The sequence below is a fragment of the Halomonas elongata genome, assembly GCF_029081005.1.
Classification (GTDB): Bacteria; Pseudomonadota; Gammaproteobacteria; order Pseudomonadales; family Halomonadaceae; genus Halomonas; species Halomonas elongata_B.
In genome coordinates this window covers 1-398 of the sequence record NZ_JAJQTQ010000114.1, presented here as the reverse complement: position 1 = coordinate 398, position 398 = coordinate 1, and the positions used below count along the sequence as shown (strand labels likewise).

Genomic DNA, 398 nt, shown 5'->3' with positions numbered 1-398 from the left:
AGCCTGGTGGAAGTGACGCAAAGCCCATCCCTGCTGCTGGAAGGCATGGTTGGCTCACGGATGCCGATTGCGGTCTCCCACGGCGAAGGTCAGGTGGAAGTGCGCGACAGCGCGCATCTGGCCCAGCTGGAGAGCAAAGGTCTGGTGGCGCTGCGCTTCGTGGATAACTTCGGCAAAGTGACCGAAACCTATCCGGCGAACCCGAACGGTTCCCCGAACGGTATCACCGCGGTGACCAGCGAAAGCGGGCGCGCGACCATCATGATGCCTCACCCGGAACGCGTCTTCCGCACCGTAAGCAACTCCTGGCACCCGGAGAACTGGGGCGAGGATAGCCCGTGGATGCGTATCTTCCGTAACGCGCGTAAACAGCTGGGTTAATCTTCCCGCCGCGCTTC

General features: G+C 62.3%; 1 protein-coding gene. It reads left to right on the top strand.

Going from position 1 to position 398, the window contains the following annotated elements; all coding sequences use genetic code 11:
- The coding region (locus LU493_RS19680; RefSeq protein WP_275289489.1) for a phosphoribosylformylglycinamidine synthase subunit PurQ at nucleotides 1-381 on the top strand (381 nt) is incomplete at its 5' end.
- Nucleotides 382-398: the final 17 nt, after the last annotated feature.